Annotated in this window: 14 protein-coding genes; 4 read left to right on the forward strand and 10 right to left on the reverse strand. The window is 32.8% G+C overall.

Annotated features, from left to right (window positions below; all coding sequences use genetic code 11):
* Window position 1: 1 nt before the first annotated feature.
* From pknB to rsmB, 4 genes are read right to left on the reverse strand one after another with little or no spacing between them, the layout of a single operon-like run.
* Entirely contained in the window at window positions 2–1,927 is a 1,926-nt protein-coding gene (gene pknB, locus BBG48_RS02530) for a Stk1 family PASTA domain-containing Ser/Thr kinase (protein WP_068914130.1), read from the reverse strand.
* Between the two features lie 15 nt (window positions 1,928–1,942).
* A complete protein-coding gene (locus tag BBG48_RS02535; RefSeq protein WP_068914129.1) occupies window positions 1,943–2,689 on the reverse strand; it encodes a Stp1/IreP family PP2C-type Ser/Thr phosphatase in 747 nt (248 codons plus the stop codon).
* Window positions 2,686–3,753, reverse strand: coding sequence for a 23S rRNA (adenine(2503)-C(2))-methyltransferase RlmN (gene rlmN, locus BBG48_RS02540; RefSeq protein WP_068914128.1), 1,068 nt, complete (start codon window positions 3,751–3,753; stop codon window positions 2,686–2,688). The genes BBG48_RS02535 and rlmN overlap by 4 nt, the downstream gene beginning before the upstream one ends.
* Window positions 3,754–5,046 carry a 16S rRNA (cytosine(967)-C(5))-methyltransferase RsmB gene (rsmB, locus tag BBG48_RS02545; protein ID WP_068914127.1) on the reverse strand — a complete coding sequence of 431 codons (1,293 nt, stop codon included), beginning with the start codon at window positions 5,044–5,046 and terminating at the stop codon, window positions 3,754–3,756. It lies immediately after the preceding gene.
* Window positions 5,047–5,237: 191 nt separating this feature from the next.
* Between rsmB and BBG48_RS02550 the strand changes: the two genes are divergently transcribed.
* Both BBG48_RS02550 and BBG48_RS11515 read left to right on the forward strand, forming a co-directional pair.
* A complete protein-coding gene (locus BBG48_RS02550; RefSeq protein WP_068914126.1) occupies window positions 5,238–7,826 on the forward strand; it encodes a heavy metal translocating P-type ATPase in 2,589 nt (862 codons plus the stop codon).
* A gap of 44 nt (window positions 7,827–7,870) precedes the next feature.
* Complete coding sequence (locus tag BBG48_RS11515) at window positions 7,871–7,993, forward strand: metal-sensing transcriptional repressor (RefSeq protein WP_243446733.1); 123 nt, start codon at window positions 7,871–7,873, stop codon at window positions 7,991–7,993.
* A gap of 377 nt (window positions 7,994–8,370) precedes the next feature.
* Here the strand turns inward: BBG48_RS11515 and BBG48_RS02560 are convergent, their stop codons facing one another.
* The 4 genes from BBG48_RS02560 to scfA all read right to left on the reverse strand — a co-directional run bounded on the left by BBG48_RS02560 (window position 8,371) and on the right by scfA (window position 14,688).
* Entirely contained in the window at window positions 8,371–9,369 is a 999-nt protein-coding gene (locus BBG48_RS02560) for an aspartate-semialdehyde dehydrogenase (RefSeq protein WP_068914125.1), read from the reverse strand.
* A 37-nt stretch (window positions 9,370–9,406) separates the two neighbouring features.
* Window positions 9,407–9,838, reverse strand: coding sequence for a hypothetical protein (locus BBG48_RS02565; protein WP_068914124.1), 432 nt, complete (start codon window positions 9,836–9,838; stop codon window positions 9,407–9,409).
* 204 nt (window positions 9,839–10,042) lie between these two features.
* Complete coding sequence (locus BBG48_RS02570) at window positions 10,043–14,383, reverse strand: 2-hydroxyacyl-CoA dehydratase (protein ID WP_068914123.1); 4,341 nt, start codon at window positions 14,381–14,383, stop codon at window positions 10,043–10,045.
* 158 nt (window positions 14,384–14,541) lie between these two features.
* Window positions 14,542–14,688, reverse strand: coding sequence for a six-cysteine ranthipeptide SCIFF (gene scfA / locus BBG48_RS02575; RefSeq protein ID WP_068914122.1), 147 nt, complete (start codon window positions 14,686–14,688; stop codon window positions 14,542–14,544).
* Between the two features lie 168 nt (window positions 14,689–14,856).
* Here scfA and BBG48_RS02580 point away from each other — a divergent pair, with 168 nt between their 5' ends.
* A complete protein-coding gene (locus BBG48_RS02580; protein WP_068914121.1) occupies window positions 14,857–15,576 on the forward strand; it encodes a PHP domain-containing protein in 720 nt (239 codons plus the stop codon).
* A gap of 22 nt (window positions 15,577–15,598) precedes the next feature.
* The gene (gene rapZ / locus BBG48_RS02585) at window positions 15,599–16,453 is read left to right on the forward strand and encodes an RNase adapter RapZ (protein WP_068914120.1); all 855 of its coding nucleotides are present in this window, start codon (window positions 15,599–15,601) and stop codon (window positions 16,451–16,453) included.
* A gap of 47 nt (window positions 16,454–16,500) precedes the next feature.
* On the opposite strand, the gene BBG48_RS02590 is transcribed toward rapZ, so the two are convergent.
* Both BBG48_RS02590 and BBG48_RS02595 read right to left on the reverse strand, forming a co-directional pair.
* Entirely contained in the window at window positions 16,501–16,755 is a 255-nt protein-coding gene (locus tag BBG48_RS02590; protein WP_068914119.1) for a hypothetical protein, read from the reverse strand.
* Between the two features lie 90 nt (window positions 16,756–16,845).
* Window positions 16,846–17,052: N-6 DNA methylase (locus BBG48_RS02595; RefSeq protein WP_330410062.1), on the reverse strand; the 207-nt coding region annotated here is incomplete at its 5' end.

Raw genomic sequence — 17,052 nt, forward strand, 5'->3', positions numbered from 1 at the left:
GTTAAAAGTCTATAACTGATGTAGAAGAATAGTAAGCATCGTCTATATAGATATCGTACTGCTTGCTTGTTCCTCTTTCTGACGAAAGCTGCACATTATAGTTAGGACTTTGAAGAGTAGAAACATTAGTGCTGTACGCAACTACTCCTGTAGATTTTTCAATCAATGTTAACTTTATATATTCCTTTTGAGGTAATATTAAAGTTATCTCTTTAGATACAGTTTTTGGTAAATCTTGAACATTTAGAGTTGGATCATATTGCCCTGAGTTGCCCTTGTTTTCATCAAGCTTGTTTACTATTACGTCAATTGAGCTACCCTTTGGAGCTGATGAATCTTTTTCAGGGTTTTGAACAAGAATAATTCCATCTTGTTTAGTTGTATCTTGTTTATAGCTTACATTTCCCAAGGTAAATCCATCTAAACGCTCTTTTGCCTGCTCAACTGTAAGTCCTATAAAGTTAGGCACATTTGTCAAATTTTCGTCTTTCCCTTTACTAACTTTCAAGAGGATAGTTTCCCCTTTTTTAAGCTTTTCTCCAGCTTTAACACTTTGTGAGATAACTATGTCTTTATTTACATCATTTGAAAATTCGTATTCTACTTCTGCACTAATTCCAAGTTTTTCCAGCTTGCCTTTTGCCTCATTCACATCTAAATTTACTAGCTCAGGTGCTCCAAAATTTTGTTTTAAGCCGTTTGAAAGCATTGCAACAATTTCCTCACCTTTTCTAATGCTAACTCCATCAGATGGATTTTGATATATTATTGTATTTTCTTCCTTGTCACTATCTTTGATATCTGTTACTTTAAGCTTTAGTCCTATATCCTCAAGTGTTTTTTTTGCATCTTCTTCTTTCATATCAATGATGTTGGGCACTACAACAGTTTTATTATCAAATGCCATATCATAAAGCGACTCTGCATTAAATAGTAAAAATACTAAGGCAATAACAAGTGCTGACGCTATGGCAATATTTTTCACATTCAATTTTTTGGAATTTGACTTTTTAACAGTTTTTTTGTTAGGAGTTGTATATTTTTTCGGCATTTTTATTATCTTTGTCTCAAATTCGTCTTCATTTTCCAATGAATAATTTTGAATTTGTTTTCCAGCATTAATTGAATCAATATCTTTAAGTATTTCATCAATATTGTTATACCTGCTGTCCATGTCTTTATTTGTCATTTTAAGAATCATATTTTGCAGCGGCAGCGATATTTTTTCTTTAAATTCCTCAGGAATTCTTACTGTACTGTTTATATGCTTTAAAGCCACATTTACAGGAGTATCTCCATCATAAGGTGTAGTACCTATAAGCATTTCATAAAGCACTATACCAAGAGAATATATATCAGACCTGTTATCCATGTATGCACTTCTAGCCTGCTCAGGCGAAAAATAATGCACCGAACCCAATACTTCACCAACAGCAGTTATAGTAGCAGAAGAGGTAGCCTTTGCTATGCCAAAATCCCCTACCTTTACCTTGCCATCATTAGTAATCATTATGTTGTGAGGCTTTACATCTCTATGGATAATGCCGTGATTATGAGCCTCTCTTAGAGCATAACAAGTTTGAGTCAAAATATTTATTGCCTCCGACTCTGTTAATCTGCCCTTACCTTTAATAAGTTTTTTTAGGTTAATCCCGTCTACATATTCCATTACAATATACGCAGCATCCTCATCCTTGCCTACGTCATAGACATTTACAATATTTGGATGGTTCAATGAGGCAGCAGCTTTGGCTTCATTATTAAATTTTACAAGAAAATCCTGATTGTTGTAAAATTCTTTTTTTAAAACCTTTACAGCTACTGTCCTATTTAATATATTGTCATGAGCCTTGTAAACCGTAGACATTCCACCTTGCTCTACCTGCTCCTCTAACTCATATCTACTACTTAAAATTTTCTTTTCCATCTTATCTCCAAAAAACTATATCAGTATACAAGTAATCGTTGTATTATCAGATGCACCCTTGTCATAAACCTTAGCCAGCAATTTTTTTACTATGACTTCCAACGGTTCGTTAAGCTTCACTATTTGCTCTATTTCTCCATCGTCAAGCATAGTATTTAGTCCATCTGAGCATAATAATATTTTATCATTAGGCTGTAATTTCTTTTTGTAAAAATCTATATCCAAGTCGTAGTCTACACCTACTGCCCTAGTTATTTTGTTTCTTTCGTTATGTGTACGAGCCTCTGTAATGTCAATTGCACCCATATCAACTAGCTCTTGGACATATGAGTTATCTTTACTTACTTGTAACAATTTATTATCATTTAAAAGATATGTTCTTGAATCTCCAACATTAGCCACATATAGGCTGTTTTCAATTACTAATGCTAATGCAATTGTAGTGCCCATAAAAATGTCTTTGTTGCTGGATACATTTACAACCTCATTGTTTGCAGATTGAATAACCTTTTTTAGAATAGAAAATATTTCTTTAGACTGAGCTAAATGGATGTCAATTTCGCTTAGCTGGACGGATAAATTATCTTTAATTACCTCTAGAGTTTTTTTGCTGGCATATTCGCCAAATTCATAGCCTCCCATACCGTCAGCCACCATAAAAAGTCCAACTTCAGTATCTTGTATTGTGTATACTTTTGAAAAATAATCATCCTCATTATTACTTCTTTTTTTTCCAACATCAGTCAAAGAAAAATACTTCATATGTTCTCCTTTTTAAGTACAGATGCTCTCAATTGCCCACAAGCTCCGCCTATATCTGCACCGATTTGCCTTCTTACAGTAGCGTTTATCCCGTGCTTTACTAAATAATTATAAAATGCCTCTACTTTTTTCTTTGAAGGCGGATTAAATATACTCTCTTCATTTTTATTTAGCGGATTAAATATACTCTCTTCATTTTTATTTAAAGGTATTAAATTTATATGACAAAGCTGATTGGACGCAAAATTTACTAGCTCCTTTGCATCTTTTTCGCTATCATTAAAATTTTCTATTAAAGCGTACTCATAAGTCACTCTTCGATTAGTCTTATTCAAATAATAATCTATGTCCCCATGTATTTCTTCCAAACTAACACTTCTTGCAACAGGCATAATCTGCTCTCTTTTTTCTTGCATAGCACTATGAAGTGATACTGCTAGATTTACCTGATTATTTAAATCTGCAAACCTTCTAATTGCACCCTTTGGAGCACAAGTAGAAATAGTTATATGTCTTTGTCCTAAATTTAGTCCTGTTTGAGAATTTGCCAAGTCAAAAAATCTTGATAAATTATCAAAGTTTTGTAGTGGCTCTCCGCTACCCATTACCACTACATGGGATATCCTTTGAGCTGTATCTTTTGATACTGCCATTATTTGACCAAGCATTTCGCTAGCTGTCATATCTCTTAACAATGAATTTAAGGTCGATGCACAAAATTTACAGCCCATAAGGCAGCCTACCTGCGAAGAAATACAAAGCGATAACCCATATTTATACGGCATAAGCACCGTCTCAATAAGATTGCTGTCACTTAGCCTCATAAGATATTTTACAGAGCCGTCTTTGGATTTATGTTTTTGATATATTTCTACATCATTTATGACAAAGCTTTCATTTAAATAGTCTTTCAATTTTTTTGGTATATTTGATATTTCATCAAATAACTTTAAATTTTCAAATATAAATGGATAAATTTGCTTTGCTCTATATTTTTCAAATCCTGCATCTACTAATATTTTCGTAAATTCGTCCAAGGTATATCCTAAAATACTTTTTTTCATTTAGCTATGTTTCCTCATATTACATATATAAAATCCATCTGAATCATCTATAAAAGGATAAAACTCATTTTCCATAATCAATTCAAATTTCGGATTTTCTGATAAAAATCGTGATATGATATCTTGATTTTCTTCCCTTCCCAAGGTGCAGGTGCTATAAACCAAAATGCAACCATTTTTTGTATACCTTGCAGCATTTTCCAGTATTTTATACTGAGCCTTAATTAAGTCGTTTATATCTGAGTTGTCTTTATATCTTATTTCCGGCTTTCTCCTCATTACTCCAATGCCGCTACATGGTACATCACAAATAACCCTGTCAAATTTATTTTCATAATCCTCATTATAGACTGTAGCATCATTTTCAGATGTATTTATAATGTCTATCCCTAGTCTTTTTGCCTCTTTATCCAGTAAATTTAGTTTAGCTCTTGAAATGTCATGACTAATTACCTTGCCTTTGTTATTCATTAGCTGAGCTGCAAAGATTGATTTTCCGCCCGGAGCAGCACACAAATCCAGCACTTCTCCTCCTGCACATGGGTCTAATGCTAAAACCGCTTTGGTACTGCCAAGGTCTTGAACTGAGTAGTATCCTTTTTCAAATAAATCATTTTTTGCTACTCTGTCAAAAGTTTTATATTTTAAAATAGTATGTTCTTTGCCCACTATTTCAAAATCAGAATTTATATAGCTAATTTCTTTTAAAAAATTCTCATTATCAATTTTTAAATTATTGCGTCTAATATAAATATTGGGAGTATTATCCATTGAATCCATAAGTTTTATAATAAATTCACTTGAATAATTATTTTGAAGTCTTTCAAATACAAAATCTCCAATAGAATAGTATGTTGTAATAAAACTTTTAAAATCCTTTGATTTTAGTTCCTTATATATGTACTCATCATTTGGCACATCAGCAGCAATTTTTCTTAAAACAGCATTTACAAAACTCTTTGCTCTGTTGTCATTTTTTTGTGCCAATTTAACAGCCTCATTTACAGTGGCGTAGTCGACTGTAGAATTCATGTATACTATTTCAAAAATTGCAATTTCTAATATTACTCTAGCTTGCTTAGAAATTTTTGAAAATGCGATATTGCTGTATTTTTTAATTATATAATCTAAACGATTAATTTTGCTTAAAACCCCATATGTAATGTATGTAATAAACGCTCTGTCTTTAGAAGAAAAATCATTCAGCTCATTAAGCAGTAGGATATTTGAATATTTACCATTATATTTTACATCATAAATAATTTTATATGATTTTTGTCTAGAGACACTCATTTCATACCTCAATTTTCGAATAATTATTAAATATTTTATCACATATTGTGCAAAATATCAACTTGACTGAATTTCACACCGGTTTTGTAAGTAATTTTTATATATGATTTACTTATACCCTTAGGGGGTATATAATTTACAAAAGTTGATAATCTTAATCATTTAGAAATATATTTAAGGATAGTGTTATTATGAAACAAACTTTTGACATAAGAGGAATGACCTGCAGTGCTTGTCAAAATGCAGTGACAAGAGCCGTCAATAAGCTTGATGGCATAGATAATGTGAATGTAAGCCTGATGACCAACTCTATGTCTGTAGATTATGACGAAAACTCCACCACCGCTGAGCAAATAGTACAGTCAGTAAAAAATGCTGGTTATGATGCTACTCTAAAACAGAAAAAAAACTCTTCAAAAAATATTATGCAAGAAAAAACAACAGATATTTTTGCAGAAGAGCTAAAATCCATGTCATACAGGTTGAAAATAAGTATACCTTTAATGATTTTATTAATGTATATTTCCATGGGACATATGCTTGGTTTGCCGCTCCCATTTTTTCTTGATGGTTATAATGGTAGTGTAAATTTTGCTCTTACTCAGCTACTTATTTCTATCCCTGTAATTTTTGTAAATAGAGCTTATTTTATCAGAGGCTTTAAATCATTAAAAAATCTTACACCTAATATGGATACGCTCATTGCCCTTGGTTCGTCAGCAGCTCTTTTGTATGGAACATATACCCTATACAAAATGAGCTATGCGATGTCTTTTTCTTCCATGGAATTAGTTATGAACTATCGACATAATTTATATTTTGAATCCTCTGTAATGATACTTACATTAATTACAGTTGGAAAATATTTTGAGACTAAATCCAAAAGAAAAACCAGTAATGCAATCTCTATGCTAAAGGATTTAAGACCAAAAATTGCCCATTTGATATTAAGCGATAATGAATCACAAGACATAGATATAGAAGATGTAAAAGTTGGAGAAATATTAGCAGTTAAAGTGGGAGAGGCAATACCCTTAGATGGAATTATAGTAAAAGGTCAAACCTCAATAGACCAATCTTCAATCACCGGCGAAAGTTTACCTGTAGATAAAAAAGAAAAAGACAGCGTAATCGGCTCAACCATAAATAAAGGCTCATATATAGAAATAAAAGTAAGCAAGACAGGCTCAGACACGCTACTGTCAAAAATAATAGACTTAGTAAATGAAGCATCAATAGGTAAGCCACCTATTCAATCACTAGCCGATAAGATATCCGGTATATTTGTTCCAGTGGTTATTTCAATCTCATTACTTTCATTTATATACTGGATGCTCCAAGGTATGGGGATTGAGTTTGCATTGAATATAGCAATTTCTGTATTAGTTATCTCCTGCCCATGTGCCCTTGGACTTGCTACTCCTGTATCAGTAATGGTAGCAACTGGAATGGGAGCTAAAAATGGAATACTGTTTAAAGATGCAAGTTCTCTTGAAACTCTAAAGGACACCGATGTAGTAATATTTGATAAAACCGGCACATTGACTTTAGGTAAACCTGTTGTGACAGATATAGTTTTGCCTAAAAATATCAGCGAAAATAAATTATTTAATTTCGTAGTTCCGGTAGAGAAAAAATCACAACAACCTATCGCCAATGCAATTGTAAACTACGGCAAAAAATTTGATATTTCTAATTACTCCTCAAGTTTTACAGAAACATCAGGTCTTGGTGTAAACTCAATAGTCCAAGAAAAAAATATTACAATTGGCAATAAAAAGCTAATGGAAGAAAAAAAGATAAATTTTTCAGATTTTGAAAAATATTCAGATAAATTTGCAAATCAAGGCAAAACACCTATATATGTAGCTATTGATAAAAACGTAGTATCAGTTATTGCCGTAGCCGACACATTGAAATCAACTTCAAAGGATACAATTCAGGCTCTTAAAAACTTTGGCATTAAGACATATATGCTAACAGGTGACAATGAAAAAACAGCTAAATATATAGCTGAAATACTTGGCTTAGATGAATATGTAAGTAATGTTTTACCTCACGAAAAAGACGAAGTATTGCAAAAAATAAAATCAGATAGCAAAAAAACTGTCATGGTCGGTGATGGCATAAATGATGCTGTAGCATTGACTAGAGCGGATATAGGTATCTCACTTTCATCAGGTACAGATATTGCCATAGGCTCATCAGACGTAATACTAATGAAAAATGACTTACAAGACGTGGTAAATGCCATAGAATTATCAAAAAAGTCAGTCAAAAATATCAAACAAAATCTATTTTGGGCATTTTTCTACAATGTGATTTGTATCCCGCTTGCTTTTGGACTATTTTATAAACACTTCGGTTTATTGTTAAACCCAATGTTTGCCGCAGCAGCCATGAGCTTTTCATCAATCTTTGTAGTTTCAAATGCACTTAGACTAAGAAATTATAAACCAATTTTAAATAAAACTTATGTTAATTCAGATAATCATAGCGAAGTAAATATGATTGTCTTTGATAAAAATATAGAAATTTCAAACAAAATGGAGGAAAAACAAATGAAAAAACTAGTTAAAATCGAAGGTATGATGTGCGGACATTGCCAAGCAACCGTAGAAAAAGTCCTTAAAAAATTAGACGAAAACGCAAACGTAACAGTAAGCCTTGACGACAAAAATGCAGTTATAGAGTCAAATAACCAAATCTCTGATGAAACCATAAAGAACGCTGTAACAGACGCAGGCTACGAAGTAATAGAAATAAACGAGATTGCCTAAACGAAAGCGGATTATAAAAAATTCGTAGAACGCTAAATATTGCCATAGGACAGCTAGAGGGTGTATCAAAAATGGTAGACGAAAACAGATATTGCATAGATATATCCTACTTGCAGTATGCTCCGCCGTTAAAGGCATCAACAACGATATTTTATCCGCTCCTATAAAGGCTGCGTAATGGAGTCAATAAAAAATCAAGAAGAAATCGAAAAGAAAATGTATGAATTGATACAAATTACAACTAAATTAAATAAATAAAACAAAACAGCTCCCTTTGTAAAGTGAAAAGGAGCTGTTTTGCTTTTTGTAAGATTTTTTATCGGTGATTATTGTTATATCTTATTTGCAGGAAATTCTTGATTTATAACAACTATTTCACCTTTATCAGACATAAATTTAAGCCTCCTTATTATTCTGTATTTATTATACGTTTCTAACTGTCTTAATACAAGCGGATTTGTGAAACTTGTTTATAAACCTACAAAAAATGGTTGGCTATCAAATTTGATAATCAACCATTTTATTTTATATTTGCTATATTAAATTATACACCAAAATATTTTCTAGCTATAAAGATTGCATTACTTGCAGCACCACGCCTTATATTGTCTGCTACTGTCCACATATTTAGTCCGCTTGGTAGTGAAAAATCTCTTCTTATTCTGCCTACATATACATCGTCTGTACCGGTTGCTTTTGTGGCTATTGGATAGACATTATTTTTAACGTCATCCATTATTACAAGCCCTTCTACTGTTTTTAAATCTTCATATATTTGTTTTAAATCAAAATCTTTTTCAAATTCAAGATTTATGCTGACGCTATGAGAATTTTCTACCGGTACTCTGACTGTAGTGGCAGTTATTTTTAAGTCTTCTCCTCTACCAAGTATTTTTCTAGTTTCATTAATCATTTTTTCTTCTTCTTTTGTGTAGCCATTATCTAGAAAAACATCTATGTGAGGTAGGCAGTTGTTAAATATTGGATGAGCAAAGCATTGTGGTGTTTCACCTTTCATTGTTCTTTCAAAATCATCCAAGCCTTTTTTACCTGCTCCTGAAACTGCCTGATAGGTAGAGTAAACTATTCTTTTTATTTTATATTTTTCGTCTAATACCTTTAATGGTAAAACTGATTGTATTGTAGAACAATTTGGATTTGCAATAATTTTTGATGGATATTTTTTAACGTCATCGCTATTAATTTCCGGTACTATTAATGCAACCTCCTTATCCATGCGAAATGCACTGGAGTTATCTACAACTAATATGCCCTTACTTGCTGCAATAGGTGCAAATTTCTTGCTGGTGTCTCCGCCCGCAGAAAATAACGCTAAATCCAAGTCTCTGTCAAAGGAATTTTCTGTAAGTTCTTCTACTTCGTAGGTTTTTCCGTTGAAATTAATTTTTTTTCCGGCTGATTTTGCTGAGGCAAAAAAATAAATATTATTTATAGGGAATTTCACTTCTTGTAAAACTTTAACAAAGGTAGAGCCGACAACTCCGGTAGCTCCTACGACTGCGACATTTAACTTTTTATCCATTTTCCCCTCCAAATTCTATTAAATTAGAGATTTTTTATTACATTCTATATTTAGGATTTTTTCCAATAGCTCCTTGTCCCATCATTTGGAACTTAGCCTCTTGAGAGTCCATGATTATCAGAGATTTTTCTTCATATACTACTACATAATCTTTGCCCAAAGTAAATTTTGGGTCTGTATATGCGTAAAATTTCTTAGATACCTTACCTTTTTTTATAACTATAGAATATTTTCCTAAAATTTTTCTTTTTGGCTTAGTAACTGAAATTACCTTTCCGTCAAAATATAATTTTTTTCTTTTATACGCAATAAGTATGCGTATCAACAGTGCTGCTAAAGCACCACCAATAATTGCAAAAATAATCTTAATTATAATATTTTTAAAATAAAATGCTCCGGATAAGAACAAAATCATCACTAAAGATATAAGTGATAGCCTTATAAAAGCTTGTCTTTTAGCATCTTGCAATAAATTCACCGCCTTTTTATATTTTTGTTACAGGTATAAAGTATAATATGTTTTTAACTATTTTTCAAGAATAATTAATATATAATGAAAAGTTTTTTATGCGACATGGGGACGGAGTTGGTGTCTCCATAAATGTAACACCCGCTCCGCCCCCAATGTCTTACTTTTAAATAAAATATTATTTTACTTTTCAAGTTGTTGTATTTAATACTGGTTTTGTTTTTGTTTTTTTAGTCCTGACTTATTTAACGCAACCTTGACACCTTGCATACTTAACAGACCAACATAATTTTTTTCAAAACCGGAAACATATTTATTTTCTTCCTTAAAGTTTTCAAATGCCCTGCTTATCATAAGTTTAATCCTGTTGAGCTGATTTACCTCTGATGCACCCGGGTCATAATCTATCGGTACAATATTTGTGCCGGGATAGATTTTTTTAAGTCTCTTCATCATGCCCTTGCCTACTACATGGTTTGGCAAGCAAGCAAACGGCTGCATACAAACAATATTTTTAACTCCGCTGTTTATGAGCTCTATCATTTCACCGGTTAAAAACCAACCCTCACCTGTCTGATTGCCAAGTGACATTACGGTTTCTGCTCCCTTTGCAATTTTGAATATACTTTCTTGACCTTGGAAATGCTCTGAGCGTTTTAGTGCATACTTTAAATGATATCTGTAATATTCTAGGTAACCAAGTAGCAGCATATTGATTATATATGATTTTTTTGGTGCTCCAAGATTTTCATAGTTGAATTTTGTATTATACATTCCGTATAGTACAAAATCCAGCAAGGACGGTAATATTGCCTGAGCACCCTCAGCCTCTACTATGCCTACAGCGTTGTTATTTGCAGTAGGATGAAATTTTACCAATATTTCTCCGACTAGTCCAACTTTTGGTTTTTTAATGTTGTATCTTTCAAGATTGTCAAAGTCGCTTACTATTCTATAAATATTTTTGACAAAGGTCTTTTTTTCATAAAATTCCAAATCTTTTTTTAGATAAGCAAGAGTTTTTTCATATAGTTCATTTGCAGAGCCCTCTACCTTTTCGTAAGGTCTAGTTGCTAAAAGTACATTCATCAGCAAATCGCCATATATAAGAGCCTGCAAAGCTCTTTTTAATAGTGGTATGTCAAAAGTAAAGCCCGGATTTTTTTCAAAGCCTTTAGGATTTATAGAGATCACAGGTATATTTTCAAAGCCTGAGTCCTTTAGAGCCTTTCTTAAAAATGCAATATAATTTGTCGCTCTACAGCCACCACCTGTTTGAGACATTAATACCGATGTATTTTCAAGGTCATACCTACCGCTTTTTAATGCTTTTATTATCTGACCTATTACTATAATAGATGGAAAACAAGCGTCATTGTTTACAAATTTTAGTCCTTCGTCAATTGCACCCTCTTCGTCTCTTAACAACGCAAGTTTGTATCCGCTGTAGTTAAACACACTTTCAAGTAACTCAAAATGTATAGGAGCCATCTGCGGGCAAAGTATAGTATGCTCTTTTTTCATTTTTTTAGTGAAAACTATTCTTGGTTTAGTTTCGTAAAGTTTTTTAGAAACCACATGATTTTTATCTCTTTCTATCATGCTGGCTTTTAAAGACCTTAATCTTATCTTTACCGCACCTAGGTTGCTAACTTCGTCTATCTTTAATGAGGTATAAATTTTATTATTTTGAGCCATTATTTCATCAACTTGGTCTGTAGTAACTGCGTCCAGTCCACAACCGAATGAATTTAACTGCACTAGCTCCAAATTATTTTGTTTTGCTACAAAATTAGCCGCTCTATATAATCTTGAATGGTAAGTCCACTGATTTATTACCCTCAGCTTTTTATCTTCATTTGATAAATGAGCCACTGAGTCCTCAGTAAGCACTGCCATACCCAATGAAGTTATTACATCAGGTATACCGTGATTTATGTGTGGGTCTAGGTGATAAGGTCTGCCGGCTAATACTATGCCTTTTATATTGTTATCTGCTATATATTTAAGGATTTCTTCTCCCTTATTTCTAATGTCTTTCTTAAAGCTATTGTATTGTCCCTTTGCGAATAAATACGCATCAGATACATCAGACTTAGATATATTATAATCCTTAGATAACATTTTATACAAAACTTTCACGACCGCATCATCATTGTCTAAGGTCAAAAATGGATTGTAAAATTTAATTTTCTTTTCATCAAGTACATCTACATTATTTTTTATAACTTCGGGATATGAAATAACTATCGGGCAATTGTAGCTGTTTGTAGCATTTATTTCATCCTCTTTGTTTTCATATACAACTGATGGATAAAAAATCGTCTTGATATCTTTATTTACCAAATTCATAATATGCCCGTGAGACATCTTTGCAGGCAGGCAAGCTGACTCAGATGGTATAGTCTCTATACCGCTTTTATATACTTCAAGACTGCTTTCATCTGATAAAACTACATCAAACCCAAGGTGTGTAAAAAATGTGTGCCATAAAGGATAGTTTTCATACATATTTAACACTCTTGGTATGCCGATTTTACCTCTGATTGCCTTATCGCCCAATGATTTATATCCAAATAATTTTTTATATTTATAATCAAATAAATTTGGCAAATCATTTTTTTGTGCTAAATTGCCAAGACCTCTTTCGCATCTGTTGCCTGAGATAAATTTTTCTCCACCTGCAAATTTATTGATAGTCAATAGACAATTATTTGAGCATTTACCACATCTAGCTGTTGTATTTTGAATATTGAAATCCTCAAGCTGGTCAAGCCCTAATAGCTGAGTTTGATAGCCCTCTTCATATCTTTTTTTAGAAATAATAGCACAGCCAAAAGCTCCCATAATCCCTGCAATATCAGGTCTTATTACTTCTCTTTCAGATAAAAGCTCAAAGGCTCTAAGCACTGCGTCATTGTAGAATGTGCCACCTTGTACTACAATTTTTTGTCCTAATTCGTCTTTATTTTTAAGCTTTATAACCTTGTATAAAGCATTTTTTATTACAGAATAGCAAAGTCCACTGCTTATATCTGATACATCTGCCCCCTCTTTTTGAGATTGCTTAACCTTAGAGTTCATAAATACAGTGCATCTTGAGCCTAAATCTACCGGTGAAGTGGATTTTACAGCGGCATCTACGAATTCATTTATCGGCATATTCAATGATACTGCAAAAGTATCTAAGAAAGAGCCACAACCCGATGAACAAGCTTCATTTAATAAAATAGAATTGATTGTACCATTTTTAATCTTTAGGCACTTCATATCTTGACCGCCGATGTCAAGTATGAAATCAACACCATTTAAGAAAAAGTCCGCAGCCGTATAGTGGGCAACTGTTTCTATTTGACCAAAATCCACTTTTAAAGCTTTTTGTAATAAGCCCTCTCCATAGCCTGTTACAGTAGCATAGACTACCTTTGCAGTTTTTGGCATTTGTGAGTACATTTTTTTTAGAGCATCTATTGTAGATTTTAGCGGAGAACCATTATTACTTGCATAATGCGTCCACAAAAGTTTGCCGTCTTCACTTATAAGTGCTAATTTAGTAGTAGTAGAGCCGGCATCAATACCTAAGTAGCAATTGCCACTGTATGCACTTAAATCTGCTCTTGCAACCTTGTCCTTATCATGCCTTGCAACAAATTCATCATATTCCTCTTTATCTTTGAATAAAGGTCTTAATGTTTTTGTTTCAGCAAGCTGTTCAGGTTTTACATTTTTTATGGAATGAATTAAAGAGCTTAACTTAATTACGTGTGTTGCACGAGAAAGAAGTGCTGCACCAATAGCCACAAAAAGCTGAGAGTTTTCAGGGAATATTATTTCTTCTTCTGAGAGCTTTAAGGTTTCTATAAATCTTTGTCTCAGCTCTGATAAATAATATAAAGGCCCACCTAAAAAAGCAACATTTCCTCTTATAGGCATACCGCAAGCAAGTCCGCTAATTGTTTGTATAACAACAGCTTGTAAAATAGACGCAGCTATATCTTCTTTTTTTACCCCTTCATTTAGTAAAGGCTGTACGTCAGTTTTAGCAAAAACACCACATCTTGCAGCTATAGGATAAATAGTTGTATGATTTTTTGCAAGCTCATTAAGACCTGTTGCATCAGTCTTTAATAGACTAGCCATTTGGTCTATAAAAGAACCAGTACCACCTGCACAAGTCCCGTTCATTTTCTGCTCAATACCGTCAGAAAAATAAGTAATCTTTGCATCTTCTCCGCCTAATTCTATTGCAACATCAGTCCTTGGTTCAAATGCTTTGATTGCTTCAGTAGATGCAATAACCTCCTGCACAAAATCAACATCGATACTTTTTGCCAGCGACATACCACCTGAGCCTGTAATGGCTACAGTTATTTTTACGTCAGATAGCTGCGAAAAAGCTTCGTCAGCCAAAGCCAGCAAAGTTTTGTTTATATTAGCATGATGTCTTTCATATCTTGAAAATAATATGTTATTTTTTTCGTCCATCACTACGAATTTTACAGTAGTTGAACCGATGTCTATACCTACACTATAATTGTCAAACATACACATCTCCGTTAATAATAAAAGTCGAAAATGAACGCATAAAATCTTACGTTATATTTTAAAAAAACACTATATATTATACCCAAGTTTATTAATTTTTATAAGCTTAATTTTAAATAAAAAAGCCGCATCAAAACGATAGCGACTTCGTTATAAAATTATTTTGTTCTTTCGCACTGCTGATTAGCTACAGTGCAAGATGTTTTGCATGCTGACTGGCAAGATGTTTGGCATTCGCCACATCCACCCTTACTTGCACTTGATTTAAGGCTGCCCGCAGCAATAGTAAGAATATGTTTTTTCATAAGTATTACTCCTCAATTATTTAATAAGGTTATAAATGATTATAGCACACGTTAGATATAAATTCAATATTCAAAATTTTTACTTAAATTGCAATAATAATATAAATTATTTTTAATTGTGTGCAATATAATATTGGGGTATAATAATTAAAAGAAGAGGTGAAATTATTGTTTAAAATATATGCAGACTACCACACACATACCTACTATAGCGATGGAAAATCGACCATCGAAGACAATGTAAAAATCGCAATAGCAAGAGGTCTAAAAACCATCGGGATAAGCGACCATGGCTACAAGCATTATTATTTCGGAGTAAAGTATGATAATTATGCTAAAATAAGAGCTGAAATAGATGCACTAAAAGAAAAATATAAAAATATAGAAATATTAATGGGCACAGAGTGCAATATACTTGATGACAAAGGCAATATAGATTTAGACGAACATATAGCCTCATTAGTCGATTACGTCATAGCAGGCTACCATTTCGGGTCAAAAATATATAGCCTAAGAAGTGGTACAAACCTGATTGGTAATTATTTAAAACCATTAAAATTCACCCAAGTGGAATATAACACAAGAGCACTTATAAATGCCATGAAAAACAACGATTTATTTATACTTGCTCATCCCGGTGATAAAGGCGATGTAGCTATAGAAGAAGTCGCAAAAATAGCCATGGAAACTAATACAATTTTAGAAATTAACGAACGACATCACAATCTAACCCTAGAACAGCTGCTAAAAATAAAAGATTACGATTTAAAATTTATACTATCTTCTGATGCACACTTAGCTCAAAATGTAGGAAAAGTAGACGGAGCAATAAAAAGAATATTAGCCTCAGGATTAGATTTAGATAAAGTAGTTAACATTATTAAATAAATTTAAAAAATTTGGAGAAAAAATGAAAATTGTAATTATCACCGGAATGTCCGGCTCAGGTAAAAGTGAGGCAATGAACGTAATGGAGGATATGGGCTACTACTGCATTGATAACCTGCCTCCGGAAATTATACCTAAGATGGTAACCCTCAGTGCCGACTCAAAAGGCACGCTGAATAAAATAGCATTAGGAGTAGATATTAGAGGATATCAATTCTTGGAAGAAATCAATAACGCATTAAATTTCCTAGAAGAAAGCGGCTTTGACTATCAAATTATATTCCTAGAGTCCAGCGATGAAACAATCGTCAAAAGATATAAAATGTCAAGAAGAAGACACCCACTTTCAAATGGAGACGACATACTTCAAGGCATATTTAAAGAAAAAACCTTGCTTGCAGATATCAGAAAAAAAGCGGATTATATCGTAGACACCAGCAACTTTTTGCCGATAGATTTGCGTGGCGAAATAATGTCACTATTTAACGATGACATTAAAAATAAAGAGCTTATGATAACAATAGTATCCTTTGGTTTCAAATATGGTATTCCGATTGACGCCGACTTGGTTTTTGATGTAAGATTTATGCCAAACCCATACTACGTCATAGAAATGCGACATCACACAGGAAATGACCAAGATGTGCAAGATTATGTGATGAATAACGAAACTAGCATAGAATTCATAAAAAAACTGGAAGATATACTTGATTTCCTAATCCCAATGTATATCAAAGAAGGTAAAAATCACTTGGTAATAGCCATCGGCTGCACAGGCGGACGCCATAGGTCTGTAACAGTCAGCAATCTGATTTACAGCTATTTGTTAAAACAAAAATATAGCGTATTTTTAAAACATAGGGATATAAAAAATTAATGAACGATAAGGTCAACCGCAGGTTGACCTTAAACATTAATTTGTATTTACTTATATCCTCCGCCAAATTGTAAAGTATTTTGTCTTTCACCCTCTGCAATTTTTACTCTATCATCAATATCAATTTTCAAAGCTGGATTAGAATATACATTACGATATGTTATAAATTTTCCATTTCCATTTGAGAAATCCCCTTTTGATTTTCCTGTAAGACCACCATAAAATTTTCCTAGTTTGCCAAGCGATTTATACTCAACTCCATCAGGGCAATATTTCTTAATCAATTCATCGAGTTTACTCATGCTCCACCTCTATTTCAGCGATTATTTTATCTATTTCATCGCGGAGGACTTGCTCACGAGCAACTATTTCTTTTATTTGGGAGTTTAGCTTTACAATATCGACTTTTTCTCTAGTGTCTTTTTTTCTACATATGTAGATACAGATAGATTAAAGCCTTGCTCTTTTATTTGAGCATATGCTGCTAGACATGAAAAGTATTCTTTTTCTTCACGATTAGTATATACTTTTATAATATTTTCTATATTAGCATCCGTTAGCTTGTTATTATTCGTGACTTTCACAAACTCACTACTTGC

It is taken from the genome of Criibacterium bergeronii, assembly GCF_001693775.2.
GTDB classification, from domain to species: Bacteria; Bacillota; Clostridia; order Peptostreptococcales; family Filifactoraceae; genus Peptoanaerobacter; species Peptoanaerobacter bergeronii.